This window comes from Paenibacillus sp. 01T431, from assembly GCF_056398625.1.
In genome coordinates, this window is sequence record NZ_JBFTPT010000001.1 from 150,274 (window position 1) to 169,271 (window position 18,998).

The following is an 18,998-nucleotide window of genomic DNA, read 5'->3' on the forward strand; positions in this document are numbered from 1 at the left end:
GTTAACTCAATAATACAGCGGCAGTCTAGGGCTTTTTTTCTCGTCCACGACTGCCGCTGTTTTTTTATAGTTGGGGCCAGTCTACAACGAAGCTCCTATGTGAATAGGTTTTTTGCGCCAATCTCTAATGTTAAGAAATTATATCGTTTGCTCCAAAAGTATAGACAGAGCCTGAGCAATCTCTTATTTTAGACATGTGGTCATTTGGGTGGAGCTGTTCAAATCAATAGTAATTGGAGGTCAGCATTAGCGGCATAGTTAACATGAGATAGGCAGATGAAGCAATTACAACATTATAACGGAGGATTATAACATGTTATCTAGTAAGTGGGCCAAGCTGGCATCAGCTTTTATTCTAACAGCAAGCTTTGCAGGGCAAAATATAGCGTTGACAACAACATTCGCAGAAGCAGGCAACCAGTCGGCTGGGACTTCAGGCACTGGAAAATGGATGGCAGGGGAATACCATGCCCATACCTACGTTTCAGATGATGCGCAGCAATCAGTGCAGACGGTGCTCGATCAAGCTTTTGAAACCTATGGGATGGACTGGATGAATTTATCTGATCATCTGAGAACTTCAAAGCGGGATGAAGAAGGAAACTCGCTTCCTTCTCCGATATCATTTACAGATGCTGTTAATAAATATCAGGTTAACATCATTAATAAACTAAAAGACGCAGGAAAGTACAAGGATAAAATTATTTTTTCAGGGTTTGAATGGGATATGCCAACCTACGATCATGTCGGAGCAGGCATATTGGCGGATAGCGAAGAAAGCAGCTTAAAGGCAACGAGCCTTTTTGAATATTTGTATACGGATCGCCCGGAGAGCATGTTTGACCCGGCAGTCGTAGCAGAGTGGAAATTGCAGTACCCAACGCGACCTGCACTAAATGCGGATACGGCGCGCGATGCTGTGAAGTGGTTGAAAACAAATTTTGCAGATTCCAGCTATATGATCATTAATCATCCATCCAGAAAGCTTGTCAATGGCAATGCGATTTTTCGAATTTCAGATATACGTGATTTTAACAATATAGCGCCAAACATCTTTTTTGGGATGGAGGGCATGCCAGGCAATCAGATGGAGCCAGATAGAGCCGGCTTGAATCAAAATAATCCCAAGACCAAGACGTACGGCGGTTCCGACTATATGATTGCTAAGGTTGGCGGGGTGTGGGACGCGCTGCTAGGAGAAGGTCGCCGGTTTTGGAATTTCACCAACTCTGATTCCCATTTTAAAGTATCGCAAGGTCTTTATTCCAGTGGCTACGCGCCGGGTGAGTATTCCAAAAATTATACATGGGTAGAAGGCAATGACATGTCAGCTGTGCTGGACGGCATGCGTTCAGGCAAATCTTTTTCGACAACAGGTGATCTGATTAATGCTCTAGATTTCACGATTACTAACGGTGCAAACAAAGGCGAAATGGGGCAAAACTTGAAGGTGAAGGATGGCGATGCGCTTAAGCTGACCATTCGTTTCAAAAGCCCGCAGACAAACAATTATGCCGTGATTAAAAGTGAAAATCCTGCAATCAATGACAAATATATTTACCAAAGTGACGTGACAAATGCCGTTAAGGTTGACCACGTTGATTTGATTGCCGGTGATGTTACAGGTGAGGTTAAGCCTGGTACGGATGAATACAACAAAGATACAAATGATTCAACGAAGGTCATTGCCAGATTCACGAGCGAAGACTGGACAACAGACGCGGAAGGCTACAATGTCATTACGTATGATCTCGATCCAGCGTACAAAGATCAGTATTTTAGACTAAGAGGCACTAATCTTGGCGAAAATGTAGCTGGCGAAACTGAAAACGGCGAGCCGCTCATTGACGTCAGAACAGAAGACGATACAACGATTGAGGATCTAGATATCCGTAATATGAAACGGTTTAATGAAATTAACGATCGCAACTACAAGGATCTTTGGTTTTATTCGAATCCTATCTTTGTAACGAGTGAGCCAAACGACGATGGTAACACAGGTCCGGGTCCAGGACCGATCGTGACGCCTCCTCCGGCTTCAGCTACTTCTGTAGAAGTAGACTTGGATGCGTTGAAAGGGATTGATGGCGCAATTAAAGATGTTATCAGCTTTAATGTGCCAGCAGGTGCTGCAGCTGTTAACGGAAAAATAAGCGCTAAGGTTGTAGGGGCGAATGAGGCACCGTCGGCTGGGACGCTTGAGGCGCTTAGTCCGGTGGTCGAATTCCAAAGCACAGCAGGCAACCAATTCAACAAACCGGTGGAAATTAGCTTCAACTACAAGAAGGATCAAGTCCAATCGGGCAAAAAAGCGGCCATTTATTACTATAACGAGCTGCAAAAGCGTTGGATTTATGTTGGCGGCACTGTCAAAGCAGATGGCACAATTTCAGCAAAGGTGAACCACTTTACTAAATTTGCGGTTTTCCAAGCAGAAGCGAAGCTGTTCTCCGATTCGACAACGCACTGGGTGGCACCATTTGCGGATCGCTTGCTTGGCATGAACGTAATTCAAGGTTTTGAGGATGGGACATTCCATCCAGAAGAGAAGGTTACTCGTGCTGCCTTTGCCAAAATGATCGTGCAAGCTCTGGGACTGCCAGCGGCTTCAGGAACTGCAAGCTTTGCGGATAACAGCGACATTCCAGCATGGGCTGGAGCTGATGTAGCTGCTGCTGTGCAAGCGGGTATTTTGAAAGGCTACGAGCAAAACGGGAAAATGCTTTTCAAGCCCAATCAAACGATTACACGCGCTGAGATGTCAGTCATGATTGCGAATGCTTTAAAGGCTAACGAGCAGCAGCCAGCAAGTGCGGAAATGACATTTAAAGACGCAGCTGCTATCCCGGCATGGGCGAAGGACTCCATCAACCGTGCGGTTTCGGAAGGTATTATAACGGGCTATACCGATCTAACGTTCCGTTCTGATCGTGCAGCAAGCCGAGCGGAAGCCGCGGCCATGATTTTCAGGCTGCTTGATCGCTTGCATATTTAAATACGAAAGAACCTTCAGCCGCTTATGGAGCAGCTTGAAGGTTCTTTTTTTGTATATTGCAGCGTCATTCATAGCACGAAAAAGAGGTACTCTTAATGGAAGCTTGATCGTATGAATTTTTAAGCGATTAGACACAAGGGTTAAACGAGGAGCGATTATTAAACGAACGGGCAGTTTTACGCAACAAAACTGCTGACGAGCTCGTTTTTATGTTGAAACGGATTTATAACAAATGAGGGTGGTATCTAAATGAAGAAGTTATCTTGTTCATCTGTTCTTACTCTGTGCATCGTCCTTTGTCTCATCCTAATAGTCGGATGCTCTAATGCTAATGAAGAGACTAATACAGGAGAAAATACTGATTGGGAACTTACAAAATATAAAACTGTCAACGACCTTGAAGGAGTAACGATGTCTGTTAAGAAAGGAACGGTCGCCACTACTGAATTGACTGTAGTATTTGATAATAACTCTGGTAAGCAATGTATTTATGGTGAATATTTTTTGTTGGAAAAGAAAATGGATGGTAGTTGGTATCAAGTCCCTGTTGCTATAGATGGTAATTACGGATTTAATAGTATTGGACATGGCTTGGAGTCTTCAAATGTTAGCGAATGGACAGTTGATTGGAATTGGCTCTATGGAAGACTGGTTACTGGTGAATACCGAATAGTGAAAGATATACTCGATTTTAGAAAAGCAGGCGACTACGATACATACTTTTTGGCGGCGGAGTTTACAATCAATTAGCTGTTAGTTTGAAGTTTATTCTAAAAGAGCCGATTTCACTTGATGATATTACGCTAACGGGCAGGATAGTTTAATGATTGGGGCTATAAGGCTGTACTAGATAGAACAATGTATAGTGTACTGTTGAGCTATGGGAGACCATAACAAAACCACCTTTTCGAAGGTGGTTTTGTTATGGTCAAATACTAGTATCAAAATTTAACATAGCCTAGATTTTAAATATTGCACCCACATCCCGTGCAGCTCAGCTTCCGATACTTGAAATGCGCCTTGAAAATCAGTGGCATCGCGTATGAATTTGTTGAGCGCATCTAAACTGTATGAATGGATGAGATATTCTACGAGCAAGTGCGAGAATCCATATCCCCCTATCTTCTCGAAATCCCAGGTATCATTAGTTAATGCTTGAAAGCTAGGGACAGCGTTATTTTGAATCGCTTCGGAGGTGCTATACTGGATATATTCTTGTGACATTTGTTTGGCTTCATGCCCGCCGAGCCCGTGTGTAAGCCATTTCGGTGCCAACGGATTGATATCTTTCACTAACCACATCGTAAACAAGCTTATAGTGTGCCGTAGTACCGATTGATACGTATGTTCAGGGCCTGGGTTGAGTGGGGATACGATTTTAATTTTATTGTCTTCATAGGTTCCCATAAACCAATTGGGCGCATCCGGCTCGTTCATTGCTTGATGAAAAGTGGGCAGATCCGGATAGATCTCAATAGCGATTTTCTGAGAAGGTCGATGACGATAGGTTGTAACAATTCGATCTACATTGCTTTTCAACTCTTCAAATAAGTCATGGTATACCTTGTTCATACTATCATTCTTGGAGGGAGCCTCGCCTTTATCCACAATTGATATCAATTCTTTAATAGACATGATTGTAATGTCACCCCATTCTTTTAATTCTTTTTTTAGTTTGTTTAAGGCACGATAGAGTCTGTTCTTGACTGCGCTTTCAGGCATCCCGATGATTTTGGATATTTCCAATAAAGTGCAATCGACGAAAAAACGCAATGATATGATTTGCTGATCTAATTCATTCAATCGGGCTAATGCAGCACTAATATCAAGACGGATATCGACATCTCTAGCAATATCGAGGGATATCGATTGGGACTGAAAATCGATTACTTCGTGCACCATTTCTTTATTTCGCGATCTCGTACGATACTCGTTTTTCACAATATTTTGCGCGATTTTGAATAGCCAAGTAAATATGCTGGAGTTACACTTAAACAAGTGAAAGTTTTCCATTGCTTTTAAAAAAGCTTGTTGCGTTAAGTCATCGGCAGTTGCCGAATTTGTCTTTACCGCAATATAATTTCGAATTCTATCTCGATATTGATTATAAATGGCTTCGAAATGCTGGATGTGCTCCTGCTCCTCCGGAAGAACAGGGATTTTCTTTTTGTCTTGAGCTCGTGACACCAGTAGTACCTCCTCCTGAACTTACAATTCATTAGACACCGAAGGGAGGTAAAAAGCCACATCATTTTAAAATAATTTTACACGACGCCATTCCATTTTTTTAAACCCCGAAAAAGCAAAGCGTAAAGGCAATTCAGCCATGTGGTATTAAGTGAGGATTACCAATGGAGAAAGAGATTCAGGAGCTTAAAAAACGTATTGGCTTTCTGGAAAAGCAAGTTCAGAACAAACAACTTCAGTCATCTAATATATTGAGGTTGAGCTTAACTTTTATAATAGTACTCGTGACTTTGCTCATCTTGATTGGAATCTTTCAATTTATAACCCCCCAACCAATTGAACTAACGGAAAACGATAGTTCAATAAAAAAACGGAAGTAGCCGATCAAAATGATCGGCTGCTTCATTACGCTAACTGGCAGTTTAGTTATAATTGTTTACTACCTTTTATATCATTTGTGAGGTGCTATAATTGTAAATATAAGTAAATGGGAGATGGTACAACTAATGGAAAATAAATTGCCTTTATTTATCGTAACAGGTGCAAGTGGGTCAGGGAAAACATATGTCATTAAGGAACTACGGAGATTGATGCCTGATTTTGATATTTTTGACCCTGATAATCTTGTTGAATTTATTGGGCATGATTGGGAGAAAATGCGAAATATTTGGCTTAGGGTTGCACGAAATATCGCTCAAAGTGGGCGCATGACTATAATATGCGGAACAATGATGCCTTGGGATATTGAAAAATGTGTGGACTATCCATTTTTTAAGCATGTATATTACCTAAACCTACATTGTGATGAAGAAACTCGCGAAAAACGTCTACGTGAAAGAAATTGGTCAGAGGAAGAGATTCAAAACCACAAAAACTTTGCAAAACGATTGCTTGAAATTGCTGATGAGGTCTATAACCCACCTATGCCTACTATTGATACAACGGATACTGATGTAACCGAAGTTGCCTCTCAGATAAAAGAGTGGGTTCTCCAATACGCTTGAACTAACAGGGAACATTAGTTGAACAGTACAAGAAGCAGATACTACGGTAGCTGCTCCTTGTTTTTATTAAGCTAATGGGCAGGATAATTCAATCGTTTCTAGAATATTCCCTGAGTTGAATAATTTTATAAACTGTGAATACAACGTTATCTGAAAAATACGCAAAGATTATTTTTTGAAGGGATGATTAAATTGAAGCAAGGGATATTAGTTTATCTAAATGGAACTTCAAGTTCTGGAAAGACCTCGATATCGACTGAACTGATAAATCAGAAAGAGATTCCTTTTTATCATTTATCAATTGATGATTTTTTTAATAATTACAATGATTTTATTAATAATAAATTTCCAGATGAACCTCCAAGAGAAATAGATCATCAAGTTGTCTCACAATTACTTGATGATTCCATATTCTCAGTGTACCATTCGACAATTAAATTGTTATCAGAACTGGGTTTTAATGTAATAGTAGATACCGTAATCGACAATGACAAGAGGTTTAATGAGTTTCTTGATCAATTTTTCGATCAGTCTACGTTATTTATAGGTGTAATATGCTCGAAAGAAGAACTCATAAGAAGAGAGCAAGCAAGAGGAGATAGAAAAGTTGGACTGGCAGCTTCACAGTTTAGCAAAGTATATTGCTTTGATGAATATGACCTCGAAGTAAATACGGAAGAGATGAACCCAAAAGAATGTGCCGAAAAAATATTAAATTTTATTAAGTCCGATAAGGAATACTCGGTATTTAAGAAATTAAGCAAAAAAAATGTTAGTGTTTCCTAGATGGCGTATCCAGATACCACGATATTCAAGCATTGGGGCTATCGCCCCTCAGCGTCCGAGGGATTTCGGGATTGAGCTAACGGAGAACGTTAGTTCAATAAACAGCGGCAGTTTTGGACTTAATATCTGAGTCCAAGGCTACCGCTGTTTCTATTTTAAAGCAGTCTAATCGATTTATTACTCGAGCATATCCCGCGACGATATGTTTCCTCAGACAGCGCATGTGGAGTGTGTGGTAAGGATATATCGGGATTGAAGAAAATGAAATATGATAATGATTAATAGAGCCGTTATTAATACTAGAAACTATGAAGTTGTATTTGAAGATGATCAATTAAAAGCAACTAATCTGAAAACGGGTGAAGAATTTGGTCGCGTACCGGAGGACCTTTCGCTCGTTGGAATCGATGACAGCAGTCTCGCCGCGACCTGCGAGGTTCCGCTGACTTCCGTCAAGTATCCAAAGCAAAAACTCGGCAAAAAAGCCGCCGAGTTTTTGTTGAATATGATTCAAACCGATAGTCCGGGAAATGAGGGATTATTATACAGACCGTCATTGATAGCGCGTGCATCGACAGCGGCACCCAAGTGATAATGAAGCAGTCATAGACCAAAACCCTATGCTACTGTCGTGTGTTTAGAGGCATCTGACCGGAGATTTTCTTTGTAAATAGAAGGAGACCCTTCCGGTTGGATATTGTCCAGCCGGAAGGGTCCGCATTTTTCTGTTTACGCTTTTACTTAGCCAGATATTCGACGAACCTTACAAAGATAGTGGCTACTTCGGCGCGGGTGGCGGTGGCTTTGGGGTCAAAGAGGTTGTCCGGCTTGCCTAATACAATGCCGATGCCCCGCAGCGCCTGAACGGCCTCCAACGTCCATGAGCTGATCTCACTCTCGTCCGCGAAGGACTTAGATTGGCTTTCAGGTATCTCATAGCCCTTGTACTTCATGTAGTTGTACAGTATCACCAGCATCTGCTCGCGCGTCATCGGTGAATTGGGGTCAAACAGGTCTGCGTTTATACCGTTGACTATACCGCTTTCGGCCGCCCACTCGACTGCCGCCGTGTACCACTGCCCGTCCGTCACGTCGCTAAAGCGGGAACTCGTGTAGCCGGAGCGGTTTGCGTTCTCAAGATTGGCCAGTACCTGCACGAACATCGCGCGCGTCATTGAGGTGCCAGGTGAGAACGTCGTGGACGTCGTGCCGTTGAAAAGACCGTATGTGTAGGCGAAGTTTACGTAGCTGTAGAACCAGTCGTCCATGTTGACATCCTTGAAAGGATTGCCCGACATCACGAGGAAGCCCAGCGGGGTGTCGTCATCGAACACAAGCTCCGTACCCTCATGGATGTTCAGCGACATGCCGTTGTCTAAGCCGACACTCGCGCCGCCCGGTCCTACCACAACCGCGCCGCCGCTCTGTATCTTCGAGCCGCCGTGGATATCCACCTGGTTGCCGTTCGGCAGGTTCACATGCGCGTCTCCGCCGCCCACTGTGACCGTACCGTCGCCCGCTATCGTCGAGCCGCCCGGAATGGTCACTGTGCTGTTGCCGCCGGGTAGTGCCACTTCGGCGCTCTTGTCCGCCGGAATAGTCACCTTACCGTTTGAGTCTATAGTTGTGCCTTCGGGTACCTTAATCTTCGTCCCACCTTTGGTCGCAATCTCGCCGCCGCCGGGTAGGGTGGTGTTGCCGTTTTTGTCAGTGACCGCGGGCTTATCCTTAGGTGTATTCACTGTGTAGTTCGCCTTCGACAATCCAGCGTTTGTCCCGGTGCCCGTATTGCCGCTGTTGCCACCAGAAGGATCGGGCACAATGGGAGTCGGCGTCTTCGTCGGCGTAGCCGTTGCGCTGATCTCCGCGCCGTCGCCCTTCGCACTTACCGCAACGACCTTGAAGGTGTAGCCTTGGTCGTTTGTCAGGCCCTTGAAGGTATATTTGGTCTCCGCCGCACCCAGTGTGACTGGCGTCACGTTGCCGTACCAGACCTTGTAACCCAATATCGCGCTGCCACCGTCGTCAGCCGGAGCAGTCCAGCTCAATGTGACCTGTCCGTCGCCCGCCGTCGCCTTGAAGCCGCCCGGAGCACCGGGCACGTCCGTTTTTCTCTGCGCAAACATCCAATCAAAGACGTCTGTGTAGTCATTGTTCCAAGCCGACAAGTTAGAGGACTGCGCCGTGGGAGCTATGCTCCAAGTCCCCGTAGTTATCTGGTTGTAAAGAACCGCCGCTTCAACTTCGTGCGCTACATAATCAGCCAGGACAGGTGTGTTGGCCTGATTCGGCCTCTGATTCGGCTGATCAAATTGATTGTAGGGCCACGTAAGAGCCTCATTGCTCTCAAAGCGCGAAGCCCTCGCGTTGATCATTTTCGGCATATTGGTGTTTATGAAGCTAGTGAGGTTAGTCTGGTATATTCCAACGTTATGAGCATTTATAAACATCCAATAGGCCAGGTTGGTGTGAACGTCGTTGGCGTTGGCGTTCGGTGAGCCGCTTACAGGGGACATAGGTGCGGCGGCCGCGAAGAAGCCGGGGTAGGCGTTAACTAAGTTGTTCGTATACTGGCCGCCCCATGAGAAGCCCGCCGCATATATACGATTAGAGTCTGCTGCGCCGCTAGCAACCAGGTCGTCTATAACCTTCTTAACATTGACTGTGGAGGGAGTAGACGTGCCATTATAGGAAATATTCAGTATATGGCTGGCGTATTTGCCGGGGTTTTCTTCCATTTTCTTCATCAGAGCGACCGCACCGTTGGCGGATTTCATGGCCGCTTTTTGGTCTGTCGTAGCGACTGTGCCGCCACGTCCCATGCCGTGGGTATAGACATACAGCGGCAATCCTTGCAACACTTCACCGTTTTCATCCTTGTGAAGGTAGAGCGCGCGATTGACCGAATTGCCCGTGGGTGTTGTAAACTTGTCAAGGATCGGATTCACAACTTTTTCCTGTTCAAAAACCACGTTGCGAAGCGGACTCCCTTCTGTCAGTACGATCTCGCCGTTTTGGACGATGTTGTAAACCTGCTTTGTCGAGTTACTGCTGCCATCCAGCGTTATATTGCCGCCGCTCGCTGAATAAAACTCAGACTCAACTACGATGTAACGGCCGCTTGCCAGTCCGGCCTGATAATCCGGTGAATTGCTTACCGTCCCCAGATAGCCGCGCACCTTCGGTTTGACATTGGCGTATACCCTTGTGATTTTGCGCGTCCCTTCAAAGGTCACCGAGTCACCGTTCAGGGTCGTGTTCCTAGCCGACAAGGTAAACAAGCCCGGATTAAGCTCGGAGCCTAACGCCGCCTTCCCCTCGCCTAAGTCAATGATGACAGCCGTCGTGTACTCGCCACTGGCGAAGTTGTCATTCCATACGATAAAGGGAAGCAGCTCCGCGTCCGGATCGTTTTTGAATGTCACGTGAATTGTATGGTCAGCGTTAACATTTAAAAAGGTATAAGTGCCAGCGGATAGAGTCGCAGCCTCGCCGTCTACCGTTACGGTATCCACAATTTTGCCGTAATCGGGGTCAAACGTTATTTCTTTGTTTGAGTCCCTATCTATTCTCAGAACATCGCCGGGTGGGTTCGGCGTTATTCGGCCGCCCGATCCCGCCGTGGCGGTGATTGAGAATCTGGTGTCCACTTCATTGGCTAAAGAGAGCTCCAGGCTGTTTGTAAATGAAGCAGCGCTGGTATAAGCCGCGTCCGGATCTCCGAAACAGGAAACGACTTCATAGCGGTCACCGCCCTTTTCCGTCGAGTTATTGATATAAACCTCAAAGGTAAGCATGCCCTCCTCCAAGGTCAAGGTTCTTTTGGGTATTCTCATCTCCACGATATATCCTTTTTCCGTGGTCTGGGTCCACGCAGCTCTGCCCGGAGCGGCCTGCCCTGAAAACACGCCCGTCGCGCTGACGCGCCATTGGTTTGCGCCTCCGGTTCCGGTACCGACATAAAACTCCAGGCTGTCGTACTGGTGATCTCCGCCGGCTCCCTGATATAGATTGCTGTCCTCCACAACTACGCGGGCATACAGGTAGTTGTGGTCCCAAAGGATTCTGGCTGTGCCCGTGGCATGGGGTCTGGAGTCGCCGGGCACAGTGCTTTTGTTGATGTGATGCTCCATTGTCAGGGCCCACAGTGGGTCGTCTGACCCGAGTTCGGGAGTTCCGAAAATGGCGGTCGGCGTTTCATTCGCTTCTGCGTTCTCGATGTTGTCAGTGTCGGCGGCATAGCTGGTAGGCATTAGCGACGTCACCATTACCAAGCAACAGAGGAACGCGAGCATTCTGCTAAATCGTTTTTGCATAAATGAAAATCCTCCTTATTTTTCGATCCGGTGCGCCCACGGCTTACCCGCATCGTATTCGGACACATTGTCAATTTGACAAACGCCCAACTATATGATGTGGTATATTTACCAGGTTTTCAACCTGTCAAAATATAGAATCTATGGAAACGATTGATCCGAGAAATCTTTGAAAATAATCAGGATTCAATTCAAATAAATGCTGATGTTAAAGTGGCTTACTTATCTCATATTCAAGGCGAAATGCTAAAGGATTCTAATACAATACTAGAAGAATTCATCGATGCTGGGTGTAAAACTTATGAAGAGATTAGATCATATATTTCAAAGTATTGCTTTGAAGGTTGAAGGAGAAATTGTTAATCAAAAGATAGAATCTTTATCTGGCGGAAAAAAATATGCTTCAATTGGCTAAAGTTTCTGCCAGTAAAGCAAACGTATTGCTTCTTGATGAACCGACAAGTCATTTAGACACCTATACACAAATAGCACTGGAGAAAGCCATTGAAGACCATAAAGGTGCGATTCTCATGATTTCTATTTTGTGGTAAATGGTATGGATTATGTTTTAATCATTGACGATAAGACGATTCGAAAAATGAGTATACAAAAATTTAGAAAGATGATTTATGCTAGTCATTTAGATAGAGACTATTTAGAAACTGAACAAAAGAAAAAATCAGTTGAAACGAAAATAGAATTGGCTTTATAAGATACAGATTTTGTACTTGCAAAAGTATTGGTTAATGAACTGATAAATCAGAAAGAGATTCTTTTTTATCATTTATCAATTGATGATTTTATCAAAGATTTTTTTAATAATAAATTTTCAGATATTGAACCTACAAGAGAAGTAGATGAGCAAGTTATCGCACAAATAATGTTTGATCCCTTAGTCTCAATGTACTATTCGACAATTGAATTGTTTTCAGAAATGGGTTTGAATGTAATAGTAGATACTGTAATCGAGAATGACAAGAGGTTTAATGAGTGTCTTGATATATTTTCCAATCAGCCTACATTATTTATAGGTGTAATATGCTCGAAAGAAGAACTCATAAGAAGAGAGCAAGCAAGAGGAGATAGAAATATTGGACTAGCAGCTTCACAGTTCAGCAAAGCATATAGCATTGATGAATATGACCTCGAAGTAGATACGGAAGAGATGAATCCAATAGAATGTGCCGAAAAGATATTAAGTTTTATTAAGTCGAATCAGAAATACTCGGTATTTAAGAATCTAGTTAAAAGAAATGTTAGTGTTTCCTAGATGGCGTATCCATGAAATGAATGGTTTTGCCCTTTTGATCCAGCTTCATTTTCTTCAAGGAAAAAAGGAAATATAAACAAATAAGCGAATAAAAGTATGGATTACGATGCTATCAAAGGAGTAGAAGCGAAAATGTCTAATCAACTTAGCTCTCTTACCGTATTAATGGTATCCGATTTAGCAAAGTCTCAAAACTTTTATCGCGATTCGCTTGGTTTTAATGTAACCGATTGGTGGGCAGAGCGCGGCGGCTTGCATGGCGTAGCACTCAAGCTATTTCAAGCGGCCGACCCTTCGGATGTAAGGCCGAATCAGCGTCCAGCTGGCGGCGGTTATGCCGTGGATGTACAGGTTTATACAGAAACATGGGCACAATTGGATGCGCTGTACGAGGAGTTCCGCAGTAAAAATGTTATCATTTCCGTGGAACCAATCATTTATGCAGACGGAGGACCATGGAAAGAGTTCGTCATCGAGGACCCGGATGGCTACCACTTTGCATTCGGCGGAACAGATGGCAACCCAGGCAACTAAAATAGTATAAAGGCTGCCGATCAATGGATTCGGCAGCCTTTTATTAAAATAAGCTAGACGTTAACAGGAGTAGCCTCTACCATCCAGTCAAATGGATCTGCAATTTTGCCCATTTGAATGCCCGTTAGCGTATCGTAAAGCTTCTTGGAGATTTCGCCTGTCTGGCCTCCATTGATGACGAGAACATCATCCTGCCAGTTCAGTTCTCCAATAGGAGAAATAACAGCAGCTGTACCTGTTCCGAAAGCTTCCTCTAATGCKCCGCTGCGCCCAGCCTCATACAGCTCTTCGATCGTAATCGGACGCTCGACAACTTCAATATTCCAATGACGGAGCATATGAATGATGGAATTGCGAGTCACCCCATCGAGAATACTGCCGTTTAGTGCAGGTGTATGAACAACACCGTTGATTTTGAAGAAGACGTTCATACTGCCGACTTCTTCAATATATTTGCGATGTACGCCATCGAGCCATAGCACCTGAGAATAACCTTTCTCTTTAGCAAGCTCCTGTGCTTTGAGACCAGCAGCGTAGTTGCCGGCCGTTTTCGCTTCGCCCACGCCGCCCTTTACGGATCGAACGTACTCGGATTCGACGAAGATTTTTACCGGGTTCACGCCTTCTGTGTAGTAAGCGCCTACCGGCGACATAATGATGATGAATTTATACTCTGTAGACGGTGCTACACCAAGCTGAGGTTGAGTCGCTATGACGAATGGACGAATATAAAGCGACGTGCTAGGTGCTGTTGGAATCCAGTCCTTATCAACTGAAATAAGCTGCTTTAAAGCTTCAATCGTTGAATCGATATCGAGCTCAGGAACGCTGAGACGCTCGTTAGAGCGATTCATTCGTTGTATGTTTTTTTGAGGTCTGAACAGCAATACGCGACCATCGTCGGTTTTATACGCTTTCAAGCCTTCAAAGATCGTTTGTCCATAATGAAACACTTTAGCTGCAGGGTCTAGTACGATCGGTTGGTAAGGCAGAATACGCGGCTTGTGCCAGCCGTTGTCCGTCGAATAATCCATAATAAACATATGGTCCGTAAAATGATTGCCGAACCCAAGCTGGTCCACTTCTGGTTGTTGTTTCTTGTTTTTGGTTAACTCGATTTCCAATGATTGTAGCAAATGGCCCATCTCCCTTTATTGATCGTTAATTGAATGCTATCACTTCATGCGATATATTTAAAATATCTATTTTATTGAATGTCCATACCTTTAGGGTATGAACGGACGGAGTGATCGAATTGGACATGCGGCAGCTTAAATACTTCTTAACTATAGCACAAGAGGGACAGGTTACGCGCGCTGCAAAGCTGCTTAATATGGAACAGCCGCCTCTTAGCAGGCAATTGAAGCAAATGGAAGAGGAGCTTGGCGTCAAGCTGTTTGAGCGAAACGGCAAAGGGTTGATTTTGACCGATTCAGGAGAGCTGCTCAAGAAGAAGGCGGAGTCGCTGCTCTTGCAATTTGATGAATCCCTCAGAGAGGTAAAGGGGATGGAGGAGGGGGTTCGCGGCGTCCTGTCGATCGGGTCCGTTGTTTCCTGCATTTCCTTATTGCCCAAAAATATTGAGCTGTTCAGAGAGAAATATCCTCAAGTTACGTTTAAAATATCGGAGGGCGATCACTTCTATCTTGGTGAACAGCTGGAGAAGCGGGCCATAGATTTAGTTATCGCCCGGCTGCCGTTTGAGGCACAGAAGCATCCGCAGCAATACTCCATTATGCCGCTGCCATCAGATCCGTTTGTTGCCGTTATTCCAAGCTCATGGACGGAATATGCAGGAAAAGAAGCATTGTGCATGATGGAGCTTGCCCAGTTTCCGTTTCTCACCTTGAAGACGGATCGAACGACTCGCATGCATGAGCAGGTCGTGAACGAGTGCAAACGGCACGGCTTCGTTCCTAATATTATATGCGAATGCTCTAGTGTCGCCATTATTATGTCCCTTATCGCTTGCGGCATTGGGGCGACCGTATTTCCGAAATCAGTTATGTCTTCTTTTCCAAGCACCGTCGTCAAAATGCTCAACATTGAGGATGCAGACTTTCAGTCGGGTGTCGGCATTCTATGGCTGAAGGATCATTATTTGTCCAAGCGCGCGCAGCAATTTATTGAAAGCTTTCGTACTGAAATGTAATAAAGGAGGTGACAGCACTTGGATCAACTACCTATAAGATTAGCGGAAGCCAAGCTTCGTATGTATGAGCAGCAGCATGTTCTGGAGATGCTTGCAAACCTGCCGGAGCAGGAGAAAAACAACCTGGCTGCGCAAATTTTAGAAATTGATTTTGAGCGGATAGCCAAAGCTTTAGCCGGCCGCAGCGATACTAAGAAGCTGAACAACGATACGATATCTTCGATACCTTTTGAAGACTGGGAAGATTTTGAACAGGGAGAAAAAGCGGCATATACTGAAAAGGGCTGGGAGCTGCTGCGAGCTGGGAAAGCTGGAGTTATCGTTGTTGCTGGCGGGCAGGGCAGCAGGCTTGGCCATGATGGGCCTAAGGGTACGCTGGATATTGGACTTCCATCCCATAAATCTTTATTTCAGCTTCAAGCAGAGCGGCTGCTGTATTTATCGAGAAAAGCCGGCAAGTCTATCCCATGGTATATCATGACTAGCCCCGATAATCATGAAGCAACGAAGGCATTTTTTCATTCCTTGCATTACTTTGGTTATCCAGCGGAGGACTGTTTTTTCTTCCAGCAAAATACGATGCCTGCGCTCGATCATGACGGTAAGCTGCTTTTATCGGAGGACGGAACACTAATGCTGGCCCCTAGCGGCAATGGAGAATGTTTCGCGTCGTTAAAACGCACAGGAGCAATTGCTGATATGAAGCAAAGAGGCTTAGCGTGGTTGTTTTATTATAATGTAGACAATGCGCTCATAAAGGTCGCAGACCCTGCATTTATTGGACTAGCTGCGTCACGCAATCAGATGGTTGCAACAAAGGTTATCGAAAAAACGGATGTTGACGAGAAAATCGGGATTTTTTGTTTGAAAAATGATCGTCCGGCTGTACTCGAGTATAACGAAATTCCGTCATCCATTAAGGATAAAAGAACGAATGAAGGGCGATTGTTTTATAGCTTAGGGCATATATCTATCCATCTATTTAAGCTGGACTTCATAGAAGAGCATGCAGATACGGATATTCCTTTCCATATTGCCTCCAAAAAGATGAAATACATGGACGCCGAAGGAAGCATCATCACACCTACGGAGCCAAACGCCTATAAGCTCGAACGCTTTATTTTCGATTTTTTTCCATTGGCCGATGAAGTTACTGTTATACGGGGGATTCGTGAGGAGGAATTCGCTCCAGTCAAAAATAAATCGGGTGAAGACAGTCCGCTTAGTGCACGCAAGCTCGTTCAGTCGCTTCATCGAAGCTGGCTGCGCGCCGCTGGTGTGTCTGAAGAGCAGCTGCAGGGGCGTGATATAGAAATTTCACCATTAATCTCGTATAACGGTGAAGGCTTGAAAGCGGAAGATTGGAGCTTTGACTGATCGCTAACGAACTCCAGAGTCGCTATATGATCAAATTAGACTCTATTTGGTATGTAACGAATCCCACTGGCGCTATTTTACGTTGTAGCTCCATATATTGAAGTTATTTTGTAGAATAACGTTACTGGAGTTCGTTAGAATTTAGAAAACGATCATTTGTGCGAAATAACGTCTCTAGAGTTCATTACATGTTTTGAAATTACTCGAGAGCCAACACAGTCGAAATATAGGGCTGCGTTTACCTATTTTATAAAAAGATATCAACAAGGAAAATGTTTACATTACGAACGTGTGTACGGTATTATTGAGGTGGCTGATTATTCATGTTTATTAGCTAATAGAATAGACTTCTTTCTAAAGGGAGATGATCTGATGAATACAGAACACGTAACATCTACCGATCAATTGCAACAAAAACTAGATAATCATTGCAATTGTCTAGCTAAACAAGGTTATCTTAACGGTTGTGTATTGGTTGCATTCGAGGGACGAATCATCTTAAACAAGGGTTATGGGATGGCAAGCTTTGAGCTGGATGTTCCGAATGATCCGCAGACGAAATTCCGTATTGGCTCGATTACAAAACAATTTACGGCGGCAGCAATCGTTATGATGCATGAACTGAAGCTTCTGAACGTAGAAGACCCGATCTCCGAGTACCTCCCCAGCTACCCAAATGGCGATAAAATTACGATTCATCACTTGCTAACACATACATCAGGAATTCCGAACTACACAGGCCTAGAGGATTTTGTACCAAAGATGAGGCTTGTTTCTTCTACAGACGACCTCATTGCCAGATTTGCAGACAAGCCCTTGTTGTTTGAACCGGGGGAGAAGTTTGATTACAGCAATTCAGGATACGTGCTTCTTACAGCAATTATCGAGAAAATATCCGGACGCACCTACGAGGACTATATTTACCATGCCATATTGAAGCCGCTCGGAATGATAAATACCGGTTATGATCATGCTAAAAAAATATTGAAAAACCGTGCATCCGGCTACGAGGTTTGGGGTGAAGTAGTGAATGCAGAGTTTCTGGAAATGACTATTCCATCCGGTGCTGGAGGCATGTATTCGACCGTTGAGGACCTTTATATTTGGGGACTGGCGCTGCATTCACATAGGCAGATCAGCGAGAAGGCTTATGCGAGCATGACGACACCTTTCAAAGATACATATGGCTACGGATTATCTATATATGAGGAAGAAATTATGGGCAGCCTCAGGAAAGTTATCGGTCATGGCGGAGGCATTAATGGTTTCTTAACCGAAATGAGGCATTATAAAAAAGAAGATGTAACGGTAATCGTTTTATCTAATCTAGTAACGACGCAGGTAGGAGCGATTAGTCAGCAGCTGGCGCGGCTTGTTTTGGGCGAAGAAGTGCAGCTTCCGATATCGCATACGCCGATCAAGCTGAAAATCAATCAGTATAACAATCTCATTGGCAGCTACGATGTGGAAGGGGAGCCAGGCTCGCCATTAATCATTTCGCAAGAGCAAGAGAAGTTTTATCTCACCCAAAATACGTGGTTTAAATTTGAGCTCTGTCCTTATTCCGCAGTAGAGGGAGAACTGCTGTTTTTCTTGAATGGAATGGACGGAAAGATTACTTATACCGAAACCGGATCTGTACCAGAATTAACGGTTCAGCTGTTTGGCGGCGTCAAAAAAGCAGTGAAGAGCGTTAAGTCATGATTCAAGCCGTTATTTTTGATTTAGACGGTACGCTGCTGGATCGTGATCGTTCCTTATTGAAGTTCGTAGAGGAGCAATTCGAGAGATTGATTAGACCGAACGTCGAGGTGGATAAAGAGAGTTATATTAAAAGGTTCATCGCATTAGACAGTCGTGGCTATGTTTGGAAGGACAAAGTATACCAGGAGCTCATACGAGAGTTTGAGCTAAGGCTGGATTGGAATGAGTTGCTAGACGACTATAAAAAAGGTTTCTCAAATCATGCGGTTTCATTTCCTAATATGATAGAACTGCTCGATGGCCTTAAGGAGAAAGGCTATAAGCTGGCGATGATTACGAACGGATTCGGCGACTTTCAAGCGAGCAATATTCAAGCACTCCAAATCGCTCATTATTTTGATGAAATTCTTATTTCGGAGCGGGAAGGCCTTCGCAAGCCTGATCCCGCTATATTCCTGCGAGCTGCGGAAAAACTGAATGTGGCGACAGAGGCATGTGTTTATGTTGGAGACCATCCAGTCAATGACATCACTGCGAGCAAAGCGACAGGCATGAGGGGAATATGGAAGGAAGACAACTATTATACGGAGTCATTTGAGTATGACGCGAAGATGAAGGACTTAATAGAAATTAGACATTTAGTTGAACAATGGAAATAACGGAGGAAAGCTAA

At 44.2% G+C, this 18,998-nt stretch carries 14 protein-coding genes and 1 pseudogene; 12 read left to right on the forward strand and 3 right to left on the reverse strand.

Features of this window, described 5'->3' with window-relative positions; all coding sequences use genetic code 11:
- Positions 1 to 313 precede the first annotated feature (313 nt).
- Complete coding sequence (locus AC1DM9_RS00680) at positions 314 to 2,995, forward strand: S-layer homology domain-containing protein (protein WP_477578021.1); 2,682 nt, start codon at positions 314 to 316, stop codon at positions 2,993 to 2,995.
- A gap of 249 nt (positions 2,996 to 3,244) precedes the next feature.
- On the forward strand, positions 3,245 to 3,745 hold the full coding sequence (locus AC1DM9_RS00685) for an immunoglobulin-like domain-containing protein (RefSeq protein ID WP_477578022.1): 501 nt from the start codon (positions 3,245 to 3,247) through the stop codon (positions 3,743 to 3,745).
- Positions 3,746 to 3,943: 198 nt separating this feature from the next.
- Here AC1DM9_RS00685 and AC1DM9_RS00690 read toward each other — a convergent pair whose 3' ends face one another.
- Positions 3,944 to 5,182, reverse strand: coding sequence for an RNA polymerase sigma factor (locus tag AC1DM9_RS00690; RefSeq protein WP_477578023.1), 1,239 nt, complete (start codon positions 5,180 to 5,182; stop codon positions 3,944 to 3,946).
- A 506-nt stretch (positions 5,183 to 5,688) separates the two neighbouring features.
- Here AC1DM9_RS00690 and AC1DM9_RS00695 point away from each other — a divergent pair.
- From AC1DM9_RS00695 to AC1DM9_RS00705, 3 genes are all read left to right on the forward strand, one after another.
- Positions 5,689 to 6,186 (forward strand): AAA family ATPase, encoded by a 498-nt coding sequence (locus AC1DM9_RS00695; protein ID WP_477509866.1) that lies wholly within the window; start codon positions 5,689 to 5,691, stop codon positions 6,184 to 6,186.
- 192 nt (positions 6,187 to 6,378) lie between these two features.
- Complete coding sequence (locus tag AC1DM9_RS00700) at positions 6,379 to 6,972, forward strand: chloramphenicol phosphotransferase CPT family protein (protein ID WP_477509865.1); 594 nt, start codon at positions 6,379 to 6,381, stop codon at positions 6,970 to 6,972.
- A gap of 274 nt (positions 6,973 to 7,246) precedes the next feature.
- Complete coding sequence (locus AC1DM9_RS00705; RefSeq protein WP_477578024.1) at positions 7,247 to 7,564, forward strand: substrate-binding domain-containing protein; 318 nt, start codon at positions 7,247 to 7,249, stop codon at positions 7,562 to 7,564.
- A gap of 145 nt (positions 7,565 to 7,709) precedes the next feature.
- Here the strand turns inward: AC1DM9_RS00705 and AC1DM9_RS00710 are convergent, their stop codons facing one another.
- Positions 7,710 to 11,288 carry an S-layer homology domain-containing protein gene (locus AC1DM9_RS00710; protein ID WP_477578025.1) on the reverse strand — a complete coding sequence of 1,193 codons (3,579 nt, stop codon included), beginning with the start codon at positions 11,286 to 11,288 and terminating at the stop codon, positions 7,710 to 7,712.
- A gap of 153 nt (positions 11,289 to 11,441) precedes the next feature.
- On the opposite strand from AC1DM9_RS00710, the pseudogene AC1DM9_RS00715 reads away from it, so the two are divergent.
- The 3 genes and pseudogenes from AC1DM9_RS00715 to AC1DM9_RS00725 all read left to right on the forward strand — a co-directional run.
- Positions 11,442 to 11,997: pseudogene (locus AC1DM9_RS00715) on the forward strand (ATP-binding cassette domain-containing protein); the annotation flags it as partial.
- A gap of 30 nt (positions 11,998 to 12,027) precedes the next feature.
- Positions 12,028 to 12,558 carry a chloramphenicol phosphotransferase CPT family protein gene (locus AC1DM9_RS00720; RefSeq protein ID WP_477509862.1) on the forward strand — a complete coding sequence of 177 codons (531 nt, stop codon included), beginning with the start codon at positions 12,028 to 12,030 and terminating at the stop codon, positions 12,556 to 12,558.
- Positions 12,559 to 12,690: 132 nt separating this feature from the next.
- Positions 12,691 to 13,092: a VOC family protein gene (locus AC1DM9_RS00725; protein WP_441880754.1), complete on the forward strand. Its 402-nt coding sequence runs from the start codon at positions 12,691 to 12,693 to the stop codon at positions 13,090 to 13,092.
- A gap of 53 nt (positions 13,093 to 13,145) precedes the next feature.
- Here the strand turns inward: AC1DM9_RS00725 and AC1DM9_RS00730 are convergent, their stop codons facing one another.
- Positions 13,146 to 14,228: a branched-chain amino acid aminotransferase gene (locus tag AC1DM9_RS00730; protein WP_144376722.1), complete on the reverse strand. Its 1,083-nt coding sequence runs from the start codon at positions 14,226 to 14,228 to the stop codon at positions 13,146 to 13,148.
- A gap of 119 nt (positions 14,229 to 14,347) precedes the next feature.
- Here AC1DM9_RS00730 and AC1DM9_RS00735 point away from each other — a divergent pair, with 119 nt between their 5' ends.
- The 4 genes from AC1DM9_RS00735 to AC1DM9_RS00750 all read left to right on the forward strand — a co-directional run bounded on the left by AC1DM9_RS00735 (position 14,348) and on the right by AC1DM9_RS00750 (position 18,984).
- Entirely contained in the window at positions 14,348 to 15,244 is an 897-nt protein-coding gene (locus AC1DM9_RS00735) for a LysR family transcriptional regulator (RefSeq protein ID WP_477578026.1), read from the forward strand.
- 18 nt (positions 15,245 to 15,262) lie between these two features.
- Positions 15,263 to 16,621, forward strand: coding sequence for a UTP--glucose-1-phosphate uridylyltransferase (locus tag AC1DM9_RS00740; protein ID WP_477578027.1), 1,359 nt, complete (start codon positions 15,263 to 15,265; stop codon positions 16,619 to 16,621).
- 372 nt (positions 16,622 to 16,993) lie between these two features.
- Complete coding sequence (locus AC1DM9_RS00745; RefSeq protein ID WP_477509859.1) at positions 16,994 to 18,325, forward strand: serine hydrolase domain-containing protein; 1,332 nt, start codon at positions 16,994 to 16,996, stop codon at positions 18,323 to 18,325.
- Entirely contained in the window at positions 18,322 to 18,984 is a 663-nt protein-coding gene (locus AC1DM9_RS00750; RefSeq protein ID WP_477578028.1) for an HAD family hydrolase, read from the forward strand. The genes AC1DM9_RS00745 and AC1DM9_RS00750 overlap by 4 nt, the downstream gene beginning before the upstream one ends.
- Positions 18,985 to 18,998 lie beyond the last annotated feature (14 nt).